20 protein-coding genes and 2 pseudogenes are annotated in these 18,876 nt (G+C 55.1%); 3 read left to right on the top strand and 19 right to left on the bottom strand.

Features of this window, described 5'->3' with window-relative positions; translation table 11 throughout:
* Window positions 1-3: 3 nt before the first annotated feature.
* The 11 genes and pseudogenes from AC01ZF_RS09305 to AC01ZF_RS09355 form a co-directional block, all read right to left on the bottom strand.
* Window positions 4-957 (bottom strand): homogentisate phytyltransferase, encoded by a 954-nt coding sequence (locus AC01ZF_RS09305; RefSeq protein ID WP_428111606.1) that lies wholly within the window; start codon window positions 955-957, stop codon window positions 4-6.
* A gap of 109 nt (window positions 958-1,066) precedes the next feature.
* Window positions 1,067-2,278 (bottom strand): aminotransferase class I/II-fold pyridoxal phosphate-dependent enzyme, encoded by a 1,212-nt coding sequence (locus AC01ZF_RS09310; protein WP_424676997.1) that lies wholly within the window; start codon window positions 2,276-2,278, stop codon window positions 1,067-1,069.
* 105 nt (window positions 2,279-2,383) lie between these two features.
* Window positions 2,384-2,557 (bottom strand): hypothetical protein, encoded by a 174-nt coding sequence (locus tag AC01ZF_RS09315; protein ID WP_424676996.1) that lies wholly within the window; start codon window positions 2,555-2,557, stop codon window positions 2,384-2,386.
* A 72-nt stretch (window positions 2,558-2,629) separates the two neighbouring features.
* Window positions 2,630-2,806 (bottom strand): hypothetical protein, encoded by a 177-nt coding sequence (locus tag AC01ZF_RS09320; RefSeq protein ID WP_424676995.1) that lies wholly within the window; start codon window positions 2,804-2,806, stop codon window positions 2,630-2,632.
* Between the two features lie 431 nt (window positions 2,807-3,237).
* Window positions 3,238-3,687, bottom strand: a complete 450-nt coding sequence (locus tag AC01ZF_RS09325; RefSeq protein ID WP_424676994.1) for a CBS domain-containing protein — start codon at window positions 3,685-3,687, stop codon at window positions 3,238-3,240.
* Between the two features lie 218 nt (window positions 3,688-3,905).
* A pseudogene (locus tag AC01ZF_RS09330) lies at window positions 3,906-4,918 on the bottom strand (sodium ion-translocating decarboxylase subunit beta).
* Window positions 4,836-5,024 carry a sodium ion-translocating decarboxylase subunit beta gene (locus AC01ZF_RS09335; RefSeq protein ID WP_476575311.1) on the bottom strand — a complete coding sequence of 63 codons (189 nt, stop codon included), beginning with the start codon at window positions 5,022-5,024 and terminating at the stop codon, window positions 4,836-4,838. Before AC01ZF_RS09335 ends, AC01ZF_RS09330 begins: the two are co-directional and overlap by 83 nt.
* Complete coding sequence (locus AC01ZF_RS09340; RefSeq protein WP_476575312.1) at window positions 5,012-5,254, bottom strand: acyl-CoA carboxylase biotin carboxyl carrier protein subunit; 243 nt, start codon at window positions 5,252-5,254, stop codon at window positions 5,012-5,014. Before AC01ZF_RS09340 ends, AC01ZF_RS09335 begins: the two co-directional genes overlap by 13 nt.
* An 11-nt stretch (window positions 5,255-5,265) precedes the next feature.
* On the bottom strand, window positions 5,266-5,517 hold the full coding sequence (locus AC01ZF_RS09345; protein ID WP_428111599.1) for a hypothetical protein: 252 nt from the start codon (window positions 5,515-5,517) through the stop codon (window positions 5,266-5,268).
* A 6-nt stretch (window positions 5,518-5,523) separates the two neighbouring features.
* A complete protein-coding gene (locus AC01ZF_RS09350) occupies window positions 5,524-5,871 on the bottom strand; it encodes an OadG family protein (protein WP_428111597.1) in 348 nt (115 codons plus the stop codon).
* A gap of 19 nt (window positions 5,872-5,890) precedes the next feature.
* Window positions 5,891-7,431, bottom strand: a pseudogene (locus tag AC01ZF_RS09355) (acyl-CoA carboxylase subunit beta).
* A 507-nt stretch (window positions 7,432-7,938) separates the two neighbouring features.
* On the opposite strand from AC01ZF_RS09355, the gene AC01ZF_RS09360 reads away from it, so the two are divergent.
* Together AC01ZF_RS09360 and AC01ZF_RS09365 are read left to right on the top strand one after the other, a co-directional pair.
* A complete protein-coding gene (locus AC01ZF_RS09360; protein ID WP_424676991.1) occupies window positions 7,939-8,445 on the top strand; it encodes an arsenate reductase (azurin) small subunit in 507 nt (168 codons plus the stop codon).
* 18 nt (window positions 8,446-8,463) lie between these two features.
* Window positions 8,464-11,049, top strand: a complete 2,586-nt coding sequence (locus AC01ZF_RS09365) for an arsenate reductase (azurin) large subunit (RefSeq protein WP_476575313.1) — start codon at window positions 8,464-8,466, stop codon at window positions 11,047-11,049.
* A gap of 79 nt (window positions 11,050-11,128) precedes the next feature.
* Here AC01ZF_RS09365 and AC01ZF_RS09370 read toward each other — a convergent pair whose 3' ends face one another.
* Together AC01ZF_RS09370 and AC01ZF_RS09375 are read right to left on the bottom strand one after the other, a co-directional pair.
* Window positions 11,129-11,869, bottom strand: a complete 741-nt coding sequence (locus tag AC01ZF_RS09370) for a CPBP family intramembrane glutamic endopeptidase (RefSeq protein WP_424676989.1) — start codon at window positions 11,867-11,869, stop codon at window positions 11,129-11,131.
* Window positions 11,856-12,920: a histone deacetylase family protein gene (locus AC01ZF_RS09375; RefSeq protein ID WP_424676988.1), complete on the bottom strand. Its 1,065-nt coding sequence runs from the start codon at window positions 12,918-12,920 to the stop codon at window positions 11,856-11,858. The genes AC01ZF_RS09370 and AC01ZF_RS09375 overlap by 14 nt, the downstream gene beginning before the upstream one ends.
* A gap of 180 nt (window positions 12,921-13,100) precedes the next feature.
* Here AC01ZF_RS09375 and AC01ZF_RS09380 point away from each other — a divergent pair, with 180 nt between their 5' ends.
* On the top strand, window positions 13,101-14,132 hold the full coding sequence (locus AC01ZF_RS09380; protein WP_424676987.1) for a GHMP family kinase ATP-binding protein: 1,032 nt from the start codon (window positions 13,101-13,103) through the stop codon (window positions 14,130-14,132).
* Between the two features lie 143 nt (window positions 14,133-14,275).
* Here the strand turns inward: AC01ZF_RS09380 and AC01ZF_RS09385 are convergent, their stop codons facing one another.
* From AC01ZF_RS09385 to AC01ZF_RS09410, 6 genes are all read right to left on the bottom strand, one after another.
* Window positions 14,276-14,782 carry a branched-chain amino acid ABC transporter permease gene (locus AC01ZF_RS09385; RefSeq protein ID WP_424676986.1) on the bottom strand — a complete coding sequence of 169 codons (507 nt, stop codon included), beginning with the start codon at window positions 14,780-14,782 and terminating at the stop codon, window positions 14,276-14,278.
* Window positions 14,776-14,967, bottom strand: coding sequence for a hypothetical protein (locus AC01ZF_RS09390; protein WP_424676985.1), 192 nt, complete (start codon window positions 14,965-14,967; stop codon window positions 14,776-14,778). Before AC01ZF_RS09390 ends, AC01ZF_RS09385 begins: the two co-directional genes overlap by 7 nt.
* 166 nt (window positions 14,968-15,133) lie before the next feature.
* A complete protein-coding gene (locus AC01ZF_RS09395) occupies window positions 15,134-15,409 on the bottom strand; it encodes a MaoC/PaaZ C-terminal domain-containing protein (RefSeq protein ID WP_428131696.1) in 276 nt (91 codons plus the stop codon).
* A complete protein-coding gene (locus AC01ZF_RS09400) occupies window positions 15,406-16,194 on the bottom strand; it encodes an alpha/beta fold hydrolase (RefSeq protein ID WP_428111590.1) in 789 nt (262 codons plus the stop codon). Before AC01ZF_RS09400 ends, AC01ZF_RS09395 begins: the two co-directional genes overlap by 4 nt.
* A gap of 24 nt (window positions 16,195-16,218) precedes the next feature.
* The gene (locus AC01ZF_RS09405; protein WP_428111588.1) at window positions 16,219-17,286 is read right to left on the bottom strand and encodes an alpha/beta hydrolase; all 1,068 of its coding nucleotides are present in this window, start codon (window positions 17,284-17,286) and stop codon (window positions 16,219-16,221) included.
* A 47-nt stretch (window positions 17,287-17,333) separates the two neighbouring features.
* Window positions 17,334-18,875, bottom strand: coding sequence for an acyl-CoA synthetase (locus AC01ZF_RS09410; RefSeq protein ID WP_424676981.1), 1,542 nt, complete (start codon window positions 18,873-18,875; stop codon window positions 17,334-17,336).
* Window position 18,876 lies beyond the last annotated feature (1 nt).

Below are 18,876 nucleotides of genomic sequence, written 5' to 3' on the forward strand. Positions count from 1 at the left end.
GCGCTAGAACGGCTCGGTCAATTGATAAATACTGAGTAATGCAAACTCAGAGTAGAAAATACTCCACAAAAACATGTAGAAATTGGTAATTGATTGCTGTTGACTCACATCCACCCGAAAACTAGCCCACCAAAAGAGTGTGATCACAATTGCGTGACTCAGGACGAGAAAGCCGGCGGCAAACGCCGGTAATGACCACAACCCTACGCCAATTGGTAACAGATAACAGAGCGAGAGTAGTACTCGACCCAACTGCAACACCCGCCGAGCACCTAAGCGCGTGGTAAGGGTTTCAATCTGATACAGCCGGTCACCATGCGCATCTGGCAAATCTTTGTAGAGTGCAATGACGAGGGCGAACCCAAAAAAGAAGATACCGGCCAAGATGATGGTCGTCAATGGCAAATCGACGGCGAGGCGGCTCTGATAGTGAAACGCCAAGCCGACGTTGGCAATGGCCCCGCGCGCGCTGGCAATACTCAATGCGGCAGCCAGCGGATGTCGCTTTAAGCGTAGCGGGGGTAACGAGTAGAGCGAACCGATCAAGGCGATCGCAGACACCGTGATCAACAGGGCTGTACTTAAGATCGCCGCCCCGGTAAGAGCAATGACTAAAGCTACAACAACGATTCTTTGTCCGGTACGCATGCTCAAACGTCCGGCGGCGATTGGCAGCCATGGCTTGTTAATCCGATCAATCTCGATGTCGGTTAGTTGGTTCATCCCGACAACGTAGAGATTGAGCGCGAGACACACAATGAGCGTGGCGATGGCCAGGCCGATCAGATCGGGTGTCAGTGGTCGCCAACCTGCCACAATGATGAGTATTGTAATGACTTGAATACTGGTGGCAATGATGGTGTGTGGGCGGGCAAAATCGTACAGCAAATGTACGTGTTTCGTCATGCGGGATAACCTGTGTGTTATGCTAAGAACTTCATTTGGAATGATAAACATTCAATGTTTTCATCATACGTTGGAAATTCGTGGATTGTCAATAGCAGAGCGATGCCGTAGCAATTGCATTGTCGAGTTCTACGGTATCAAAGAGTATAGGTAGCACGGCTTAGTTCCGTAACGCAGCGAGTGCTTCATCAATGTCGGCGGGCGTGTGTTCGGCGCTTATCTGGAAACGGATGCTATCATCGCCACGCGGCACGACCGGGTACATTATCGCAGTCGCCAGCACACCGCGGGCGAAGAGCTGATCGACAAGGGCTGTCGTCGCAGCCGGATCGCGCACAAAAAGTGGGACAACTGGGTGTCCGCCGGGCAACGTCTCGAACCCCCTCTCGCGCAAGCCCTGCCGAAAACGTTCGGTCATCGCTCGGAGATGAGCTAGTCGCGCTTGACCCTCCGCGCTCTCAAGAATAGTGAGGGCGGTCAGAGCAGCACTCGCTTCGGCAGCGGTAATCGGGTTGGAGTAGATGTATGTTGGACCGGTTTCGCGCAGGCTAGCGATGACGATCTGCGATCCGACCACATAGCCACCGTTCGCACCAAAGGCTTTACCGAGTGTTCCGATCAGCAAATCGGCTTGTACGCCGCAATACTCTTCACTTCCGCGACCGGTTGCGCCAAAGGCACCGACGCCGTGCGAGTCATCGACGATCAGCAGTACATTCTCGGCAAATGCAGCATCGTGACGTGCGACCAATTCAGCAATGCGATCGAGTGGTGCATACACACCGCGCATCGAAAAGATTCCATCGGTCACCACGATAGCCCGCCGGCAGGTTTGTGCAGCGTGGTGTAGGGCTTCGTCGAGTTGGGCGAGATCGAGGTGGCGGTAGACGAGTTTTTCGCGGGGGCGGGCCAAGCGAATCGCGTTGATGATACAGTTATGGTTAAGTTCATCGCTGATGATGGCCGTTTCAGGGGTGGTCAGCGAGGTAATCACACTCAATACCGCCGCATATGCGCTCGAAAAGAGCATCGCAGCCGCACGCTGGTGGAATGCAGCCAGTCGTGCTTCCAACGTGACGTGTGGTTCTAAGGTACCGCTGATAAACCGTACCGCGCCCGGTCCAACCCCGAACCGCTGCGTAGCTGCTTCTGCGGCTGCGATCAGGCGTGGATCGGCTGCCAGACCGAGATAACTATTCGAGTTCATACGGATAAAGGGCTGCTCGTAGCCGGCCACACGATAGCGTGGCCCGCGTATACCATCACCTGGTATACGTTCAGTTATCACCCGCTCAAACCCTTTGCGTCGTCGTTCGTCACTGAGTTGATCGAGGTGCTGCCGGAGCAGCTCGGCAAGACGTTCGTGTGGCATAGCGTGTCTTTCTCCTCAACCAGGATTGGTGTAATCGCGTTCGGTGTGCAGTTGCATCACACGTAGCATCTCATCAACCATCTGCTCACAATCGTACTGCGGTTGTCATTCCCAATTGGCACGGAGCGCACTATCGTCGCGAGCGTGCGGCCACGAATCGGCAAGTGCCTGACGGTAGGCTTGTATTTCGGCGGTGATGCGCCTGTGGAGCAGCCGTTGGGTCAATGCAGCAGCCAATTCGGCAGGTGTAGCACTCAAGTCTTGGAATGTTGTAGACATTGGCGTAGCGTCATCGATCACGGTCGGCTGACCTCAGTTCGAGGGTAGCCCGAATACCATCGGTCATATCCATCAGTGAGTAGTGCCGCCACCGGATGGGGGCGTGGCTGAGATGAGACCGGGAACGCGCAATTCGCGGCTATCGAGGCCATAACAAGCCATCTCGGATGAACCGAGCAGTTCGCTCGTGACGTTGCTGATACCGGAGCGTGTCGTCGGTCGGTGGATGGCGCCTTTCGGTACAACCATCCGGTACCGGTGCAAATGGGCAACTCTCGTGTGACCAGCTCGCCGAGCGCTGCACCATCGTACAGTCGAGTTGAACAGACGGTCCGGCATCGTTGTAGGCCGAAGTGAGGAACTTACCCTCGCCAGCCGTTGCTTCATTGGCTGCCTCTTGTGCGCAACGATGTGCGGTACCGGTATGAGAGTTATACACGATGAGGCCCCATTTGGCTAGGGCTGAGGATTACGTGATGAGGGATGTGAGCGAGATACATGATCTCACGTTGCCGCTTGATAATGGCTCACCGTGTTTGTTATATCGATGGGACCACTCTCTTTTGGTGACCAACAACAGCTTGATCCTACTAAGTTTTATCACGAGCTGGCTGAGAGCGTGGTACCTGTCGCGCCCTCAGCCACTTGACGAGCCATCTAACGTGGGTCTTGACCACGAACTAAGCTGATTCCGTTTCTTCTGCTTCCGCTGCCCATGTGCTGGCGACCAGCCGGAAAATATCTGACTCGGTGATAATACCGACGAGCTGTCCGTCATCAACGACCGGCAATCCACTCACCCGTGCCCGTACCATCATCAACGCCGCTTTACCAATCGAGTCACTCGAAGCAATGGTGAGCGGGTTTGGGGTCATCAAGTCGGCAACGGTCTGTCCGGCTAGGTTGAAGCGAGCCAAACGCCGCTCTTCCTCATCGCGCGGATGGCTCATCGCCTGCTCAATGTCGCTGCGCGTGATGATCCCGACCAGCTTTCCCTGCTTATCAACGACCGGCATCCGTCGCACACCACGCGCGCGCATTCGCTCATAGGCGGCCAACGCCGAGAAATCTGGGGGTACGCAGATGGGGTTCTCGCTCATCCATTCGGCTACGCGCTCGGTTTTGGGCATATCACGCTCCTCTAATCTGAAATGAGGTGCAGTATGGTGCTCCCACATCCACCCTGCGGCAATCTAGGTGCAAGAGCAGTATAGTCGACCTTGCACATGTTGTGTGGAAAAGAAACCGCTACTACCGGCAGATGTTTAGTGACGGTAAATTATTTAGTAGTTCTAAATATACCACAACGCCTAGAGCGCTCTACCTGTCGGTAGGCGCAGCAGGCCGTCTACCCTGCTCCCATCAAGGCTAACACCACACCACCGGCCACGACGCTCGCTACCTGGCCGGCAGCGTTTGCACCCATCGCATGCATCAACAGAAAGTTCTCGAAATCTTCGTCGTGCGCGATCTTTTGCACGACACGTGCCGCCATCAGAAAGGCACTGATACCGGCAGCACCGATGATCCGGTTAAAACGGCATCGACTGAGCAGGTTCAGCAGCTTGCCGAACAGCAAGCCGGCGGCGGTATCCAGTGCAAAGGCGAGAATGCCGAGCGCGAGAATCGCTAATGTTGATGGTTGGAGAAAGCGTGACCCTTCCATCGTTGAGCCAATAGCCAGACCGAGAAAGAGAGTAACGATATTCGCCAATTCACGTGATGAAGTGTTGGTGAGCCGTTCGACCGCCCCGACTCGCGCATCAAGTTGCCGAGCATCAGCATGCCGATCAAGGGAATGGCGAATGGGACGAGGGTGCCGACGACGATCGTCGTCACAATCGGGAACAGGATGCGGGTACCACGGCTAATGGGCCGTTCTACGTATGCCATGCGGATGCGCCGTTCGTCCGGTGTGGTCAGTGCGTTGATAATTGGCGGCATAATGACCGGTATCAACGACATATAACTGTACGCCGCTACCGTGATCGGTCCAAGCAGGTGTGGCGCAAGCAGGCTTGAAACGTAGATCGAGGTGGGGCCGTCGATTGCGCCGATGATCCCGATTGACGCCGCTTCTTCCCGGCTGAAACCGAGGGCAAGTGCAGCAAGGAGCGTGCCGAAGATGCCGAATTGGCCGGCTGCACCGAGCAAGACCATACGAGGGTTAGATTGCAATGGGCTGAAATCGGTGAGTGCGCCGATCTCGATAAAAATCAGTAACGGAAAGAGTTCGTTGCTAATACCGGTGCGGTAGAGAATGGTCAACATACCATCATCACCGAGGATGCGGTGAGAGTGGTAAATTAGCCAACAGCGCACCGGCCCCAATCGGCAAGAGAAGGAGTAGTTCGTAGTCATGCACAATCGCGAGGTAGAACAACAGACCGGCGACCGCGATCATCACCAGCGATTGCCATGTCACCGACCCGATTCCCTGGAGGAGCCGCAGGACTAGTTCTTCCATAGTAGTATTACTTCGGGTAGGATAGCTTTCACCCATGACTCGGTCATTTGCGCCAACGGTTCACCATAACCAACACTCTGTCCGGTTTTGACCAGGATTGCGGCCACAACTCCATCGCGCGGTGCACCAATGCTGTTGTTCATCTTCATGGCCTCTAGCACAATGATCGGTTGCCCACGTTTGACCTTCGTGCCGGGTTGGGCCACGATTTGCAAGATCGTACCCGGCATCGATGCTCGGATCAGGTTGTCGCCGATGGCGGGCGATGGCGGTAAGGTGGTCGGCGGTGGTGAGGTGTCGGCGCGGCAGTAGCGGGTACGGGTGGCGCCGGTGCCGATGTTGGGCGTGGTGCTATCTCGCCGATCTCGCCACTATCATTCAGTTGCACCTCGAATTCGCGCCCGTTGAGTTGAACGATGAAACGGTCGCTCCTCAGCTCAGTAATATCAATCGTATACCTCTTCCCGCTAATCGTCAGTTGATAACGACGCATTGCGGATCATCTCCTTCGTTGCCAACTCTGATTCTGGCGCGCTCGTCCGGCGGCCACCCCACGACTGGCAAAGAGCAGGCTGCCCGGCCAATAGCTGCGCACCGTAGGTGCGGCTTCACGGCGCAGCGTAGCCGCGTGAACGGTAAGGGCTACCGCAATTGCCGCGATCTCATCAGCCGTGAGCTGCGCGGTTGGGCTTGATGCACTCTCCGGCGCCGGCTCGGTCGAGCTGGAAGCTTCCGGTCGGTCAAACCGGGTGAGGAGCGTGAGTAATCCCCACAACAGCGCCAGGACGGCAAAGACCAGGCCCATCCCGATAACGGTCATCAGCAAGCCAAACCCAAGATTCTCCATGGTCCCTCCTCGCACAGTGCTACGACGGATAGAGTCCGTGCTTGCGTGGTAGATTCTGCTGCACCTTAGTCCGCAAAATCTCAAGCGCTCGGATCAGCCGTGGTCGGGTCTCTGCCGGCTCAATCACCTCATCAATCTGGCCGAGGTCGGCGGCGTGGTAGGGGTTAAAAACTTGCGGTGGTATTCAGCGACAAATTGCGCCATAAGTGCTGTCTGATCGGCAGCAGCGCGCAATTCATCACGGCATAAGATGCGCACGGCACCTTCGGCACCCATCACCGCAATTTGCGATGGCCACGCAAAGTTGAGGTCGCAGCGTAGTTGTTTACTTGACATAGCTACATACACTCCACCGATAGCTTTGCGTAACACAATTGATATTTTTGGTACGGTAGCCTCGCTGTAAGCGTAAATAATTTTAGCGCCGTGGCGGATCACTCTACCGTATTCTTGCTCGATGCCGGGCAAGAATCCCGGTGTGTCGACAAAGGTAATGAGTGGGATGTTGAAGGCATCACAAATACGAACGAAGCGGGCGATCTTATCGCTGGCATCGATACCGAGGGTGCCGGCCATCACTGCCGGTTGATTAGCGACGACACCGACGGCATAGCCATCGAGACGGGCAAAACCAACCACGGCATTTTGGGCAAACAGGGGTTGGATTTCGAGAAAACTATCGTGGTCGAACACGAGGTCGATCAGGGTGTGAATGTCGTATCCTTGGCGTTCGTCCGTCGGCACGAGCGTATTGAGGATCGGCTCTTGTCGGTCGGCGCGGTCGTAGGGCATAATTTGTGGCGGATCCTCGTTGTTGTTTTGCGGTAAGTAACTCAGTAGCCGCTTAATCAACTCAATCACCGCGCGATCATCGGCTGCGGAGAGGTGGGCGACCCCGCTGCGCGTGCAATGCACCGCCGCGCCTCCCAATTCTTGGGTAGAGATGTCGCGACCCGACACCGCTTTGATCACATCAGGCCCGGTCAGAAACATGTAGCCGGTCGATTCCGACATAATCACGAAGTCGGTCAAAGCCGGCGAATAGACGGCACCGCCGGCACAGGGGCCAAGGATCGCCGAGATCTGTGGTACGACGCCTGAGGCCAGTACATTGCGGACAAAGACCTCGCCGTAAGCAGCAAGGGAGCGTACACCTTCCTGAATACGTGCGCCACCCGAATCGTTCAGGCCGATGATCGGAATCCCACTTTCAATGGCAAGGTCTTGCATTCGACAAATCTTATTAGCCTGCACTGTCGAGAACGACCTACCCATCACGGTAAAATCTTGCGCATAGACGGCGACCCGCCACCCGTTAATCTTGCCGAATCCGGTGACGGTGCCGTCGCCAGGAATACGCTGCTCGTCGTCTTCGGTGATACTGGTCGCCAGCGCGCCGATCTCTTGAAACGAACCGGGATCGAGTAACAGAGCCAACCGTTCGTGAGCCGTCAGTTTGCCGTGTGCGTGCTGCTGGGCAATTCGTTCAGCACCACCTCCCTGCATTGCTCGCTCGCGCAACCGGTGTAATGTAGCAAGTTGTTCTTCGTGAGTTTCCACAATCTCACCTCGGTGCCGTTAGCGGTTAGATGTGCAGGCAATCGCAGTGTAGAGATGCGGACGGTAGTATGAGGAAAAGAATTCACTACTCATCGCAAACATATAGTGACGAACAGTTGCCGGTCGTAGTGAACATAAAGAGATCAGGTTATTCGGTATGGCGATACGCCTGTGCTGACGCGCCGCAACCGTGATACTATCGCAATCTTGCCCTATTACCATTCGGCGAGGCCGGGTAGCGCGGGTGACTAAGCAAGCATACGCAAACGGTTTGGCCGCTTGCCCAACAATATAAGTAAGTGAGCGGGCGGTAAAAGGTTTTTATGGATATTATTGCGAGCGAAACCATAAGATGGTAAATAATGGAATTATAAAGTTTTTATTCTTGATTCAGAAAATATTGTAACTATGAAAAACATTGTTCTACCGTTCTCTCTTGACAATCATTCCTAAATGTGTTAATATGCATTCCACACGAATCTATCAACTAAATAGGAGTAAACGCCTATGCATCGAGTACTATCGCGCAGGGGATTTTTACGATTTGCGGCGATTACTGCCGCCGTACTTTCGTCGTGGGGAAAGAGCGTTTTGGCAGCCGGAAGTAAATTAAATCTTTGGCGAGCACCGAGTTTACCGTACAAATCGGTTAAAATCGCTAATGTTTCTCAACTTAGTCCCAACAAACCGGTTACGTTCAACTATCCTGATGCTTCCAGCCCGGCTTATTTGGTGAAATTAGGTAAGCCGGCTGTAGGTGGGGTCGGTCCGCAACAGGATATTGTCGCTTTTGTTGGAACCTGCACCCATATGGGTTGTCCGGTGCAGTATCAAGGGGAGCGATTTATCTGCCGCTGTCACTTCTCGATGTTTGATCCAGCCAAAGCCGGTCAAACCTATCAAGGATTAGCCAGCTCGTGGTTACCGCAAATCACCCTCACCGTTGATAAAAAGGGTGATATTTATGCGACAGCAGTGGATGGCCTGATCTGGGGGCGGGTGAAGAATATCTAATACGCAAAGGAGTCACTTATGGCAATTGTCCCACGCTTCGATCAATTACCAATCCCACCTACCAATGCGGCGGAGTACAACACAGTTTGCCAGTTCTGCAACGTTGGTTGTGGCTATAAAGTATATGTTTGGCCGGTCGGCGAAAGCGGTGATGTCGCTGCAACTACCAATGCCTTTAAGCGCGATCTCTCAAAACCACAACCGGCATTGGCAGGTCAAAGCTATACCGAAACAATGCACTCGATCACCGTGGGCAAGGATGGGCGTCAGTATCATGTGGTGATCGTTCCGGCAATGGATAGCCCGATTAATCAGGGCAACTATTCGTATCGCGGCGGTGCTAACGCGCTCACCGTGTGGAGCCTTGATCGCGGTACGCAAGATCGCTTAACGTATCCGTTGCTGCGAGTTGGCGATCAGTTCCAAGCCATTACATGGCAGGATGCGCTTGCCCTGATCGCCGGGGTGATCAAGGGTATCCGCGACCGTGACAAGAATGATGATAATATCGCAGTGAAATGCTACGACCACGGTGGTTCCGGGGCCGGTTTTGAAGATAATTATGGTGCCGGTAAGTTGTTTTTTGATGCGTTGTCGGTAAAGCATATTGCGATCCACAATCGGCCCGCCTACAATTCTGAAGTATGGGGGAGCCGTGAGCGCGGTGTGCATGAGCTGAATTACGACTATAGCGATGCTCGTCTCGCCGATACAGTGGTACTCTGGGGTGCCAATTCGTATGAGACGGCGACGATTTTGTATACTCAGCATATTCTTGCCAACATCCAAGGTGCGACTTTCGCCGAGAAGCGTAAGGCCTTTGATCAGGGTGAACCGGCAGAGCCAGGGTATCTGATTGTTATTGACCCTCGTAAGACTTCATCCTACACCGTGGCTGAAGCAGTCGCCTCAAATCAGGTGCTGCTGCTCCAACCAAATTTTGGCACCGATTATATCCTCGCTCATGCAATTGCCCGCGTAGTTTGGGAGCGGAACTACTACGATCTTGATTACCTCAAAGCGCGGACCGATATGAAACTGTTTGAGGAGTATAAGCAGAAGAACCTCAAACTAGATACGAAGTACGCCGACTTTATGGCTAACGTTGAGCGGATCACCGGTGTGCCGCGAGCCAAAATCGAGCAGGCGGCAGACTGGATTGCAAAGCCCAAAGCCAATAAGTTTAAGCGCCGCACGCTCACAATCTACGAAAAGGGCATCATTTGGAACATGAAAAATTACGACCAAGTGGCGGCCCTGGTGCAACTTGCGGTTCTGACGCACAACATCGGTCGGCCCGGTACCGGCTGTGGTCGCCAAGGTGGGCACCAAGAAGGGTATGTGCGACCGCCGGCGCCAACGCCGGGATCGATCTACAACGGTGGCCCGCCCGTCAATGTCGATAAGTTCTTGATCGGCGGTAAAGGGAAATTTTATTGGGTCATTGCGAATGATCCCTACCTCTCAACGCCGAATAATCAGATTTTCCGCAAGCGCATTCACGAGCGCACTACGAAACTGACTAAAGCGCTGGGTGAGAGTGGTGAGGCCGCTACTATTCAAGACCGAATCGATGCGATCCTCAAGGCACTCTATAACGATCCTGATGCGCTCTTTATGGTGGTGCAAGATATTTACATGACCGAAACAGCACGGGATGCACATCTCATTCTGCCGGCTGCCGGCTGGGGTGAAGCAAATGATACCTCCATCAATTGCAATAGCCGTCTGTTACGGTTGTACGAGAAGTTTATGGATCCACCCGGTGAGGCGAAGCCGGATTGGGAGATCTTTAAGCTGGTGGGTGAGGAGATCGCCAAACTCTACCGCGCTGCGAAACAAAATGATGTGGCTGCGAAATTTGAGTTTGGCAAGAATTGGAAGACCGATGAAGACGTCTTCTTGGCAGGGGCGCAGGAGTTTAAAGATAATCAGGTGAGTGAAGAGGATGAGGCGACGTTGGAGGCCGAGAATTACAAAGGGGTAACCTACGCCTTCCTCAAGCAAAAAGGTCAAGAAGGCATTCGCACGCCGGTACGGCGCGATCCGAAGACGAAGAATTTGGTTGGAACCCTGCGCCGCTATACCTCTAAGTTTGGGACAGCCGATGGAAAGTTCAAGTGGTACGCTACCGATGATTGGGAGGGGTATCCTGCCGAAGTAGCGAAGTATCTCGAGGGTACCAAAGCGAAGGAGTATCCCTTCTGGGTTACCACCGGACGGATTCAGCATCTGTGGCAATCGACGTATCACGACCGGCATTTGCCGGAGCGGGAAATTGCTAATCCGTTACCGTATGCCGAGATCAATCCCGATGATGCGAAGAAGCTGAACATCAAGTCGGGTGACTTGATCGAGATTTACAACGAGGAGGGAAATGCGATCTACATGGCCTACGTAACCGACGCAGTAAAGCCGGGGACGATCTTTATGGTCATGTATCATTGGCGCGGTACGTCAAACTCGTTGGTGAGCGGTTACACCGATCCGAAGACCACTATTCCGTGGTATAAGGGTACACGGGCGAATATTCGCAAGGTGGGTAATCCTCCTGCATTCATCCAACTGACTGCTAGCACCATCCAGCAGAATAAGTTTAGCTAATAACAAAACGATACTGATCCTGTACGGCGGCAAGATAGTGGTTTTGCCTTGCCGCCGTGTTAATATTGAGTTGAGGCGGTTACCCCCCTGTCGCCAGCATGAGCGCCATCGCCAGCAGCGCAAACGTATTTTGTAGCATATGGAAGATGACACCTGGCCAGATCGAGCCACTTTGTTCGCGCAGGTAGCCGAGACACAAGCCGGCGATGAACAGGCCAGGGATGAGCTGAGGAATAAAGTGAACGACGGCAAAAATTGCTGCTCCGAGTATGATCGTCACGATACCGTTGAAGTAACGACGGAGCAGATGGTGGAGTACCCCACGAAAAAAGAGTTCTTCAACCACCGGGACGATCCCACCCACTAAGATCCATAAGGTGAACAGTTCGCCGCTGCCAAACGGTTGACCGCCGGAAAGACTCTCGATTTGCGGGTTTTGGAAATCGCCGATCAAGAAGGTCACCGTAGCGTTGGTCAATATCATCATCCCCATCCCAAAGATAAAGACCGGTGGTACGAGCGCAATAGATAACCACTGCGGCCAGTGCAAGCCCAAATCACGCCAGCCGGCTCGTGGGCCGATCACGGCGAGAATGGCACCGCCAATAATGAGATAGAGCAACATACCGGCAAGATAGACTGGCGGGCTGATAAAGCCGCGTGACGTGTCCCAGTTGGCGATTTCGTTGAGGGTACGAAGACCGAGGATGGTGATTGCGCCGCCTATACCGATGATCACAAGGGTGATCGCCAATTCACGCCAACCCCACGTTGACGTCAGCGGGGTAGGTGGTTGATCGACCCGGTTATGGGGTAGCATAGGTTTCTACTCCGGTTAGTAACGCGACTACATTTGCGCCCAGGGCATCAATGGCGTAACCGCCCTCTTGAACGATAAGCGTCGGCAGATGAAGCCGGGCAATAGCCATACCAATCGACCGATAGGCTGCCGTTGTGAGGGCAAAATGACCAAGTGGATCGGCATGGAAGGTGTCGAATCCGGCCGAGACGACAAGGTAGCGTGGACCATAATCGGCAATTGCTTGCAATGCTTGGTCGAGGGTAGCCAGATAACCGGCATCGTCGATTCCGTGCGGTAGTGGTATGTTCAGATTGTACCCCTCACCGGCTCCTGTCCCCCGCTCATCGACATAGCCGAGGTAGTACGGATACTCATAGGCCGGATCGGCGTGCAACGATACAGTCAGCACATCATTACGTGCATAGAAGATGCTCTGGGTACCGTTGCCGTGATGATAGTCGATATCGAGTACCGCCACCGTCGGTGCGCGCAAGGCCCACGTTGTATCACCACCGGTGTGACTACGTGCTAATCGGTCGGCAGCAAGCGCAGCATTGTTCAAGAAACAATAACCACCGGCCATATTTGCCGCAGCGTGATGGCCGGGTGGACGACAGAGCGCGTATGCGAATCGTTCGCCTTGCAAGAGGGCATCTGCTCCGGCCAAAGCAGCGCCGGCAGCCGAGCAGGCTGCGGCAAAGGTTCCCTCCATAATCGGTGCACTCAGATCAAAGGTGTAACGTCCGGCCGCAGCTTGTGGGCAATCGCTGCGTAGGCGTAAGCCGGGTAAGGGCCATGCCGACGGCAAGACCGGTGCGGTCAAACCGGCAGCTTGCCACCGTTCGTAGGCATGAGCAAGGTAAGCAAGATAATCGGCCGTATGCACCGTCTGCAAATCGGCGAGCGTTGCCGGTGGGACGGCAATTGGTGACGGAAAGCCGGCAGTGACTAGCGCGTTGAGAATAATCGATATGCGCTGAGGTGTCTCAAAATAGGCGACACGTCGCCCATCGAGAATCTCGAACGGTGGATGATGCAGATGGTGTTCGGTACCTAGAAAGATCTTCATAGTGGTATTGTACCGTAGTCTGAGTCAAGATCAATCGTTTGGTGAGGAGATACGATGTCGGCAAGGTGCTTGGTTCAACGGCGCCAGGGTACAACCGATGCTATTGCGCCGAACAATTCAGCCCATATTCATCTTCTGGTATACTTGCCTCGCGGCATAGGAAACAGGCCGGAGGAAGTGATGAAGATCTATAAAGCGCGTGCGCCGATGCGGATCGGCTTTTTTGGTGGTGGCACGGATGTCAGCCCCTACGCCGAAGAATACGGCGGCAAAGTGCTTAATTGCACGATCAACCTCTACGTCCGGTGTATGCTGACAACGAGCAATACACCCGGTATCCTCATCCGCTCACTCGATCTGCAAGAGGTAAGCCGGATGGTGAGCGACCGCGAATGGGATGGTAAGCTCACACTGCCTCAAGCGGTACTCGATGCTCTCCCCCAACTGCGGCCCTCGTCCGCCGGATACAAAATAACGATGTTTAGTGATGCTCCACCCGGTTCTGGCCTCGGTTCATCTTCAGCCCTGGTGGTCAGCATGCTGAAACTCTTGTATGCGGTTGCCGGTCAGAATGCCGACCCACACCAATTGGCCGAACTAGCCTACCGGATCGAGCGAGTTGATCTCGGTATCCCCGGTGGTAGGCAAGACCAATACTCTGCGGTGTTCGGTGGGATGTGTGTCTACCATTTTGGCCGCGACCGCGTGATTGTCGAGCCGGTACTGAGTGATCAGACCGCTTTGCTTGAGTTGGAGAGTTGTCTGATCCTTGGGTATATCGGGGATCGGCAATTACTTACCCGCCATTTGATGACCGATCAGGTACAGCGGTTAGTCAAAGGTGATACGCTGCGTCTCCACCACGAGACAAAAGCGTTCGTCGATACAGCGGCGCGCTTGCTGCGTGAGCATCGGATTGCCGATTTTGGGCGCTTGCTCCACGACGCTTGGGAAGTCAAAAAAGCCTTTTCGCCACACATCGCACCACCGATTGTCGAGGAGGTTTATGCACTCGCCCGCAAGCACGGCGCATGGGGAGGGAAGATATCGGGTGCTGGTGGTGGCGGTTTCATGGTGTTTGCCTGCCCATTCGACCGCCGTCTCGAGATCGAGCGTGCATTGACCGAAGCTGGAGTGATTGTGCGACCTTTCTCATTTGTGACGCACGGTGTGCAATCGTGGGTGGTTGAGGAGCCAGACCGTGATGTGTGATCCTTTGCGCCCTTTTGCCCTTCGAGGGGTACGGCATCGCCGTGCCCCTACAGGTGGTGCCCTTTGCTTCCTTTGCGTTCTTTGCGCCTTTGCGTTAACCCTTTGCGCCTTTGCGTTAACCCTTTGCGTTAATGTCCTTTGCGTCAGCGGTGTGGACCACGCAATCGCCATGTACCGATAATACCGTAAGGCAGGAACAACACGATCAGAAGGTAAACAATCCCAAACAACAGCGGCCAACTCGGTCCAAAGAACACATTAAGCCAATAGCCAAGCAACTGGATCACACCGGCACCCAACATCGACCCGATCAACGAGCCAACACCGCCGATAATCGTCATCAGCAGTGCATTGATAGTCGTACCAACCCCAAGTACAGCAGGATTCGCGTTAAGATTCCAAAGCGCGTTGAACGCACCGGCGAGCGCTGCCATCACACCACTAACCGTAATCGCGATCAATTTGAACGTCAGGGTATGGTAGCCCAGCACCTTCGCCCGCGTTTCGTTATCGCGAATCGCCATCACCATCGCAAAGTAGACCCCGCTAACCCGGAGTGAAAGGAGACCGATGATCAGGCTTTGACCAATAGCAATGACGATCACCGTCAAAAGTGCTGTGCCAAGATCCCAGCCCGCATGTTTCAGCAAAATACCGATAGTGTACGCACCGTTCCAAAAAAGAGGGCATGCCCGAATGAAAGAATACCGGTATAGCCCATCAGAATGTCGTAACTCATGACAAACACCGCCAAAATAAAGACCTGAATCAGCATACCTTGCCAGAACTTAGGTACACCGCTATCGACGGCCTGACCAGTTATAAGGGCTATCACGAACGGAAGCTTGCAGACCATGGTGTTGGCGCGCAATCGCAATTGCCTCAAGCAATGCATGGAGCAGCTCCGGCGTTAGGCTGTTCTGGTGTTCTGGTCAGTTAAGCGTAAGGGTGACAACCGGCCTGTCTCGTTGGATGTTGACGACGTTATCCATGCTCGATAGCTAGCACTGTCTCGCCACTGCACGCCGTCTTACCGTCAAGCTGAGGGTTTGTGTGCGCTGTACCCCGCTTGGCACGAGCACACGTAGTGCCGCCCGGATGTAACCGTAGAGCAGCATACCGTGGGCAATGGTGCGGCCAAACCGCGTTGCTGCGGCAGCGGTAGGATCGATATGGATCGGGTTTGTATCGCCGCTTACCGCTGCAAACCGATTGATATCAGCTTGGGAAACGGTGTGCTTACGACTGTAGCGCGTGCCAATCGGAAGTGCTGTCATGCCCCTCCTCCTTCAATCCGCACTTTAGCCCAATGCGGTACGAGCAGCGCCAGAAACCGGTCGGGTGCTTCGAGGTTGGCCGAATGGCCCACTCCGGCAATGATCTGGGCTTCAACCCCTAACGCTTCTGCGGCGCGTTTAACTGTCTCCGTGGTGACGAGCGGATCAAGTTCGCCACCCATCACCAGCGCCGGCACGCCAATGTTTCGCAGCGTGTTGCCCGGCTTCCAAGCACGCAAAGCGTTGATCGCGCCGTTAGCTGCACTGAGCCGCTGGCTATGCCCAATTGCAACCAGTTCACGCCACAAGTCATCTTCAGGGGCAGTAGGCGCCATCGCCTTGATCGCTTGGGCAAAGAAATCGGGGTTGTCTTTCAGCAGTTGCTGGCGATCCGGTTGATAGATCTCATCCGGCATCCCATCAACCCACGGCGGTGCGAGGACAGCGAGCGTGGCGACCCGCGTCGGTTGGTCGAGGGCCGCTTGTAGCACAACTGCTGCTCCCAACGAGTGACCGACCAAATGGCAACGCTCAATCCGTAATGCATCGGCAAAGTGCCAGAGGTCGGCGGCCAACGATGACATCAGATAGTCGTTGTCGGGGCCTTGCGTGGCACCGCGTCCGCGGAGGTCGGGAGCAAGGCCGCGGTACCCGGCTGGAAGGCGTTCGAGGACTCGTAGCCACCAACCACTACTTGCCCAGTTGCCGTGTACAAAGATAACCGGTTCGCCGCTACCGGCTTCAAGGTAGTGCACGGTCAGATCACCTACCTGTACCGTTGGCATTGTTCGCTCCTTCGGCACTACGGCTTAACCCTGCTGCACATGCGCATGAAATTCGCGGTTAAAATCGTCAGCTTTTTCGATGTATGGTGTGTGACCACAATCGGCAAAGACCACTTCTCGGAAGCGGCCACCGGCAGCCGCGTAACGCTCGAGGACGGCACGGGTCTGGCCGATCATCGGTTGCGGTGGATGCAGCTCAGCACCGGGCCAGTCGGGCAATACGCCAAGCTGACCGAGCGTACCAACATCGAATAGCGACATATCGCTTACAATCTGATCATCGGCCCCACGTATCCAAAGGATGGGTGGTTTGGGATCGGCGGCGAGGAAACGTTCGACCGCATTACCGACATACAGGGGTGAGATGGCGTTAATCGGTCCCCATACGCCCGGCGCAACACCTGGCCAATTGGGCGAGGGTTTGAAATCACCGGGATAGCGTTGCGGTCCGACCTTCTCACTCAGCATCGAGGCCAACAGCGCCTCTTCACGGGCTGGTCGAAAGGGCGGTTTCCAGTAGTAGGTATTCATAACCACCCGTGGCGCAGCCGGACCGGCCTCTTCCGTCGTATCACCGGCAGCCATCCGCTCGACAAACGCCTGATTCACGGTGCCACCGCCCGATCCGGCTCCGTCCGGCCAGCAGAGTTCGCCATTGAACCCTTTGCAGCCACCAAAACCGTAAGGTGAACCCGGTGCAGCGAGGGTAGCAGTGATGATGCGCTGCGGTGCTGCGGCGATTAGATTGAAGAGTACCACTCCACCTAATGAATGCCCTACCGCGTGACACCGCTCAATACCGAGCGTGTCGAGCAAGGCCAGCAGATCATCAACCCAATCGCCACAACCGCGTGTCGCGTCGATCAAGCGGTCTTCGGTCTCGCCGTAACCGCGTAGATCAGGCGCAATGGCACGGAAGCGGCTTGGCAAAGCCAGCATTGTCTCTTCCCAGAAGGTGGCCGACGAGGCATTACCATGAATGAAGAGAATCGGCTCGCCGTCAGCCGGGCCATTGCTTAAGACGTGCATCTGCAGCCGTGGCGTCTGAACCATCGTCGAGGTAATCCCGGGGAGGGTGGGAATCTTGCTCATATTACGCTCCGTTCCATGAAACCACTGCCAATCGCATAATGCGGTCGTTATGTCCCTTGTTGAAACATCCGCTTCAAACCTTGTTTGTCAATCTTGCCGGCTCCGGTTTTAGGTAATTCAGGAAGGGTGATAATCCGTTTCGGCAGCTTGTAGCGGGCCAGTCGTGTGCCGGCAAACGCGAGCAGGTCTTGTTCAGCGAAGCTACTGCCGGGTCGTACAACGACTGCCGCCCACCCGACTTCACCCCAGTGCGGGTCGGGCATCCCGATCAATGCTACTTCGGCGACGGCCGGATGACCGGCTAAGACGCTCTCAACTTCGGCAGGATAGATATTTTCGCCGCCGGAGATGATGACGTCTTTCAACCGACCAACGATGCGATAACACCCATCGGTGTCAAAGCTGGCTAGATCGCCGGTGCGCAGCCAACCATCGACGAAAGCTGCCGCCGTCTCGGTCGGCCGCCGCCAATAGCCGGCACAGACGTGTGGGCCGCGAATCTGCAATTCGCCGATCTCGTCGGGACCACAGAGCCGGCCATCGGCTGCGACGACCCGCAGGTCGATGAACATCAGCGGGTAGCCGACCGCGCCCGGCTTCACGCGCACCAGCTCCGGTGGTAGCCAAAAGGTGTTGGGGCCGGCTTCGGTGAGACCGTAACCGGTCTTGAAATCGATGCCGCGTTCCCAAAAGGCGTGGAAGATCGGTTCGGGACAAGGGGCGCCACCGCTGATCACGATCCGCATACGACGAAAATCAACCGTCGGCCAGCGTGGGTGCTGTTGCATAGCGATAAACATCGTCGGTACGCCAAAGAAGAGGGTGGCCGGGCCGTGATCGATCAAGTCGAAGACCTGATCGACGTTGAAGCTGCGGCAGACAATCGAGGCACCACCGATTTGGACGAGTGGTGCGGTGAAGACGTTCAAGCCGCCGGTGTGGAAGAGCGGTGCGTTGAGAATAGCGACATCGTCGGGTCGCAGCCCCCAACTCATCACCGTATTGACGGCGTTGGCGGCAATGCTGCGATGGGTGAGAATAGCACCCTTCGGCGTGCCGGTACTGCCGCCGGTGTAGCAAATGACCCACGGGTCATCCCAGCTTAATTCAACCGGGGTATAGGTAGCGGAAAGCGTATCACGCTGGGTTATGACCGGATCGTGTGGAAGCGCCGGTGCAGCACCGTCGATGGCGAGCCAATGGGTGACAGAAGTAGTCCGTTCTCGCAGCAGGAGGGTGGCTGCGGTGTATTCAGGGCCGTAGGCTAAGACACGCGGCTCGCCGTCGGCGATCAAGTCGCTCAGCTCGGTGGGGGTTAATCGCCAATTGAGTGGTTGCAAGATGGCGCCAATTTTGCCACAAGCAAACCAGAGATCGAGGAGATCGACACAATTTTGAGCTAGTGTGGCTACCCGATCACCACGTTCGACGCCTAATGTGCGTAACAAGTGCGCTGTGCGATTCGCCGTTGCATTCCACTCGCCGTAGGTGATCGGGCGCATGTCGTGTTGGGCATCGAACAACGCCACCGTATGCGGTGATAACAGTGCGCGCCGACCAAGCCAATCGCCAAGGTTCATCACATCCATG

It is taken from the genome of Chloroflexus sp. (assembly GCF_056331925.1).